Raw genomic sequence first — 4,239 nt, forward strand, 5'->3', positions numbered from 1 at the left:
GCGCGTGTCGATCGGATCAGTCTTGGCTCGGCTCAGTACGCCGAGTAGCCGCCATAGCCGCCGTCATAATAGCCGCGCGGCTGATAATAGCGTCGCGGCGCGTAGTCCTGGGCGTAGGAGTCGTTCTCGACGTAGCCGTATTGCGGCGGCGCGACGCGGCGATAGCCGGGAGGGGCCGGGTAGCGGCGGTCAGCGTAGCTGCCGTCGGCCGGATAGATGTAGCCGTCATCGGTGACCTGCGGGCGCACCGCGCGCGGCCGGCTCGGCACCAGGTCGATCGGCTGGCCGTTGGCATCATAGGTCGGAGATGGCAGCGGTTCGGCACGGGCGATGGCATTGCCGCCCTTGCTCTTCAGCCGCGCCAGCGCGACCTGCGACGAGCCGGTCAGCGTCACCGTGGTGTTGAGCACGCCTTCCTTCTCGACCAGCGCGTACAGCGTCGCGGCGTTGTCGCGGGATAGCCGGACGCAGCCGTGCGACACCGGCACGCCGAGCTTGCCGGCCGCGTCGGTGCCGTGGATGGCGTGCCCCTGCTTGGTGAAGAAGATCGAATGCGGCATCGGCGCATCGTCGAACTCCTTCGAATAATGGTCGGCTTCCATCCGGAAGGTCTGGAATTTGCCGTTGGGCGTTTCGTGCGACGGATTGCCGGTCGATACCGGCCAGCGGTACCGCTCGACCCCGTCGACCGCGACGGTGAGCTGCTGATTGTCCTTGTCGACGGTGATGGCGACTTTCGCCTGAGCGGTGCTCGAGACCGCCAGCAGGATCAGGCCGGTCAGAGATACGAGATACGAACGCATTGTGCGGCCTCCTGGCCCGATCCTTTCACTTCCTTGCCCGCCCGATGGTAATATGCATAGCGGCTGCGACAGTTTCCAGTCGCCGCTGTGCCGCAGCGGCAAAACCTTCGGCATCGTTAAGATGGCTTCGGCGACTCCAGCGGCAGCATCAAGACACCACCACGGCGGAATCTCGGCGAAACGGGAACCCGAGGCGCGCGGGCGTGTTAATGTGCTGCAGAGTCCGCGCCTGGCGTTCTGTCGGGCGTTTCAATCCGGAGGGACATCGATGAAGACCACTGCCAAGGCGTTCGCCGTTCGCGCCGAGCGCACCCCGTTTAAAGCACTGTTCGCAGCAGCCGCCCTGGCGCTCGCGGTGCTGGCGATTCCGACCGCGGGTCATTCGCAGGGCATCGTGCGCGGCGCGGAGCAGGGCGCCCGTGAAGGCAATCGCGCGGCCGGACCGATCGGCGGCGCTGTGGGCGGCGCGATTGGTGCTGGCGTCGGCGGCGCGGTGGGTGCGGTGAACGGCGTGCTCGGCCTGCCGAACCACGGCCCGCGCTACCGCTATCACCGCGGCCATCGCTGCAAGGGCTATTACACCCGGAGCGGCAACTTCCGTTGCTATCGCCGCTAAGACGAGCGCCTCATAAACAATCAAGGCGCGGCCATCGGGTCGCGCCTTTTTGTTTGCGACGTGTCTCGCGAAGCTGCCGCGCTCAGGCCTTCAGGCGATAGCCGGTCTTGAAGATCCACCACACCACCGCGAGGCAGGCGAGCAGGAAGCCGAAAGTGGCGGCAAGGCTGACGGTGACGTTGACGTCGGCGATCTCGTAGAAGCTCCAACGGAAGCCGGAGACCAGATAAACTACCGGGTTGAACAGCGCGATGGTCTGCCAGACCGGCGGCAGCATCGAGATCGAATAGAAGCTGCCGCCCAGGAAGGTGAGCGGCGTAATGATCAAGAGTGGCACCACCTGCAGTTTCTCGAAGCCGTCGGCCCAGATGCCGATGATGAAGCCGAGCAGGCTGAACGCCACCGAGGTCAACACCAGGAATGCGAACATCCATACCGGATGGGCGATGTGCAGCGGCACGAACAGGCCGGCGGTGGCCAGGATGATCAGGCCGAGGATGATCGACTTGCTGGCCGCGGCGCCGACATAGCCAACCGCGATCTCCAGAAACGACACCGGTGCCGATAGGATCTCGTAGATGGTGCCGGTGAATTTCGGGAAATAGATGCCGAAAGAGGCGTTGGCGACGCTCTGCGTCAGCACGCTGAGCATGATCAGGCCGGGCACGATGAAGCTGCCGTAATTGACGCCTTCGACCTGGTCGATCCGCGAGCCGATCGCGGCGCCGAACACGATGAAATACAACGAGGTCGACAGCACCGGCGATACGATGCTCTGCATCAGCGTCCGCCAAGTCCGCGCCATTTCGAACAGATAGATCGCGCGGATCGCCCGCAGGTTCATGCTCACGTCCTCACCAGGCTGACGAAGATCTCTTCCAGCGAGCTCTGGCTGGTGTCGAGATCGTGGAAGCGGATGCCGGCGGCGCGGACGTCGCCGAGCAGCGCGGTGATGCCGGTGTGTTCGGCGCGGGTGTCGTAGGTGTAGATCAGCTTGTTGCGATCGTCCGACAGCGTCAGGCCATAGGCGGCGAGCTGCGGCGGCACCGTGTCGATCGGGGCGTCGAGATGCAGCTTGAGCTGTTTCTTGCCGAGCTTCTGCATCAGCGCCGATTTCTCGTCGACCAGGATCAGCTCGCCGTGGTTGATGACGCCGACGCGGTCGGCCATCTCCTCGGCTTCCTCGATGTAGTGCGTGGTCAGGATGATGGTGACGCCGGTCGCCTTCAGCGCGCGCACCACCTCCCACATTCCCTTGCGCAGTTCGACGTCGACGCCCGCAGTGGGCTCGTCGAGAAACAGGATCTGCGGCTCGTGGCTGAGCGCTTTCGCGATCATCACCCGGCGCTTCATGCCGCCCGACAGCGTGATGATCTTGCTGTCCTTGCGGTCCCATAGCGACAGGTCGCGCAGCACTTTCTCGATATGTGCCGGGTTCTTCGGCTTGCCGAACAGCCCGCGGGAGAAGCTCACCGTGTCCCACACCGACTCGAATGCGTCGGTGTGCAGTTCCTGCGGCACCAGCCCGATCAGCTCGCGCGCCGCCCGATAGTCGGTGATGATGTCGTGGCCGTCGACCGTCACGCTGCCGCCGGTCGGATTGACCAGCCCGCAGATCGTGCCGATCAACGTGGTCTTGCCGGCGCCGTTCGGCCCGAGCAGCGCGAAAATCTCGCCGCCCATGATGTCGAGGCTGACCCCGTTCAGCGCCTTGCGCCCGGTGCCGTAGGTCTTGCTCAGATTTTTGACGGAAATGATCGGGGCCATGCGGGCTCGCGAAACTTCGGCGGGGACAGGCGGACCGCAGCCGTGACGTGCGGGCGGCTTACATAAGGACGGCTGAGGATTGGTGCAACCGACAGGACGAACAGGCCGGGGAGGGGAAAATTTCGTGTCGCGGCTTGGTGGCACCGACCCTCGCTACCTCATCGCGTCTTGGCTTCCTGGCACCGAAACCTCACCGCGTCATTGAGAGGAGGCGAAGCCGACGAAGCAATCCAGAGACCCTGTGCACTGAGTTTCTGGATTGCTTCGCTTCGCTCGCAATGACGGAGAGAGGCGGGGGTTTACTCCGCCGCGTCTGCGTCGGCGTCAAACTCGATCATCGCCACGATCGCGCCCTTGCTGGCTGCGACGAAGGCGGGGTCTTTGTTCAGTTCGTCGATCGACCGCGGCGGTTTCAGCGCGATCGCACCATCTGAATCCTCAATCGCATAGGCGAGAAGCTCGGCGGCTTCTTCTTCGGCTTCTTCGATCGTCTCGCCGGCGGTGACGACGCCTGGAATGTCGGGAAACGACACGCTGTAGCTGCCGTCGGCGTCCTGATGGATCAAGGCGACGTAGTGCGCCATCACACCCGCTCCACGAAACTGTCGACCACCTTCTTCTCGCCGGCCTTGTCGAACACGATGGTGAGTTTGTTGCCGTCGATCTTGGTGACGTGGCCGTAGCCGAACTTCTGGTGGAAGACGCGATCCTTCAGCGAGAACGCCGACTCGGTGCCGGTGGATTTGGCGACCAGCTCGCCCTCGATAGTGAAGGGGGCGCGGCGGGTGGTGCCGGACGAGTAGGACGAGCCGCTTTCGCTGAAGCCGCCGCTGCGGCCACCGTTACTGCCGCCACCGCTGCGACCGCGCTGCGCCTGGGCGCGCTGCCAGCCCGGCGTCGAGTAGCTCGAGCCGAACGACTCGACGTTGTCGAACCGCGACGGGCCGTAGCCGCTCATGCCGCCCCAGCCGGAGCCGCCTTTCGACTCGGTGATCTCGACATTGGCGGCCGGCAGTTCGTCGAGGAAGCGCGACGGGATCGTGGTGTTCCAGG

At 64.5% G+C, this 4,239-nt stretch carries 5 protein-coding genes and 1 pseudogene; 1 reads left to right on the plus strand and 5 read right to left on the minus strand.

What is annotated here, in order from left to right:
* Window positions 1-32: 32 nt before the first annotated feature.
* Window positions 33-803, minus strand: a complete 771-nt coding sequence (locus tag DYI24_RS22220) for a L,D-transpeptidase (RefSeq protein ID WP_164573875.1) — start codon at window positions 801-803, stop codon at window positions 33-35.
* Between the two features lie 268 nt (window positions 804-1,071).
* Between DYI24_RS22220 and DYI24_RS22225 the strand changes: the two genes are divergently transcribed.
* Window positions 1,072-1,419 (plus strand): hypothetical protein, encoded by a 348-nt coding sequence (locus DYI24_RS22225; RefSeq protein ID WP_164573876.1) that lies wholly within the window; start codon window positions 1,072-1,074, stop codon window positions 1,417-1,419.
* Between the two features lie 82 nt (window positions 1,420-1,501).
* On the opposite strand, the gene DYI24_RS22230 is transcribed toward DYI24_RS22225, so the two are convergent.
* From DYI24_RS22230 to DYI24_RS22245, 4 genes and pseudogenes are all read right to left on the minus strand, one after another.
* On the minus strand, window positions 1,502-2,263 hold the full coding sequence (locus DYI24_RS22230; RefSeq protein WP_164573877.1) for an ABC transporter permease: 762 nt from the start codon (window positions 2,261-2,263) through the stop codon (window positions 1,502-1,504).
* Window positions 2,264-2,265: 2 nt separating this feature from the next.
* Window positions 2,266-3,186: an ABC transporter ATP-binding protein gene (locus tag DYI24_RS22235; protein ID WP_164573878.1), complete on the minus strand. Its 921-nt coding sequence runs from the start codon at window positions 3,184-3,186 to the stop codon at window positions 2,266-2,268.
* A 299-nt stretch (window positions 3,187-3,485) separates the two neighbouring features.
* On the minus strand, window positions 3,486-3,770 hold the full coding sequence (locus tag DYI24_RS22240) for a type II toxin-antitoxin system HicB family antitoxin (RefSeq protein ID WP_164573879.1): 285 nt from the start codon (window positions 3,768-3,770) through the stop codon (window positions 3,486-3,488).
* Window positions 3,770-4,239: pseudogene (locus DYI24_RS22245) on the minus strand (AAA family ATPase); the annotation flags it as partial. The pseudogene DYI24_RS22245 and the gene DYI24_RS22240, both read right to left, overlap by 1 nt.

This window comes from Rhodopseudomonas sp. BR0C11 (genome assembly GCF_010820945.1).
Classification (GTDB): domain Bacteria; phylum Pseudomonadota; class Alphaproteobacteria; order Rhizobiales; family Xanthobacteraceae; genus Rhodopseudomonas; species Rhodopseudomonas palustris_H.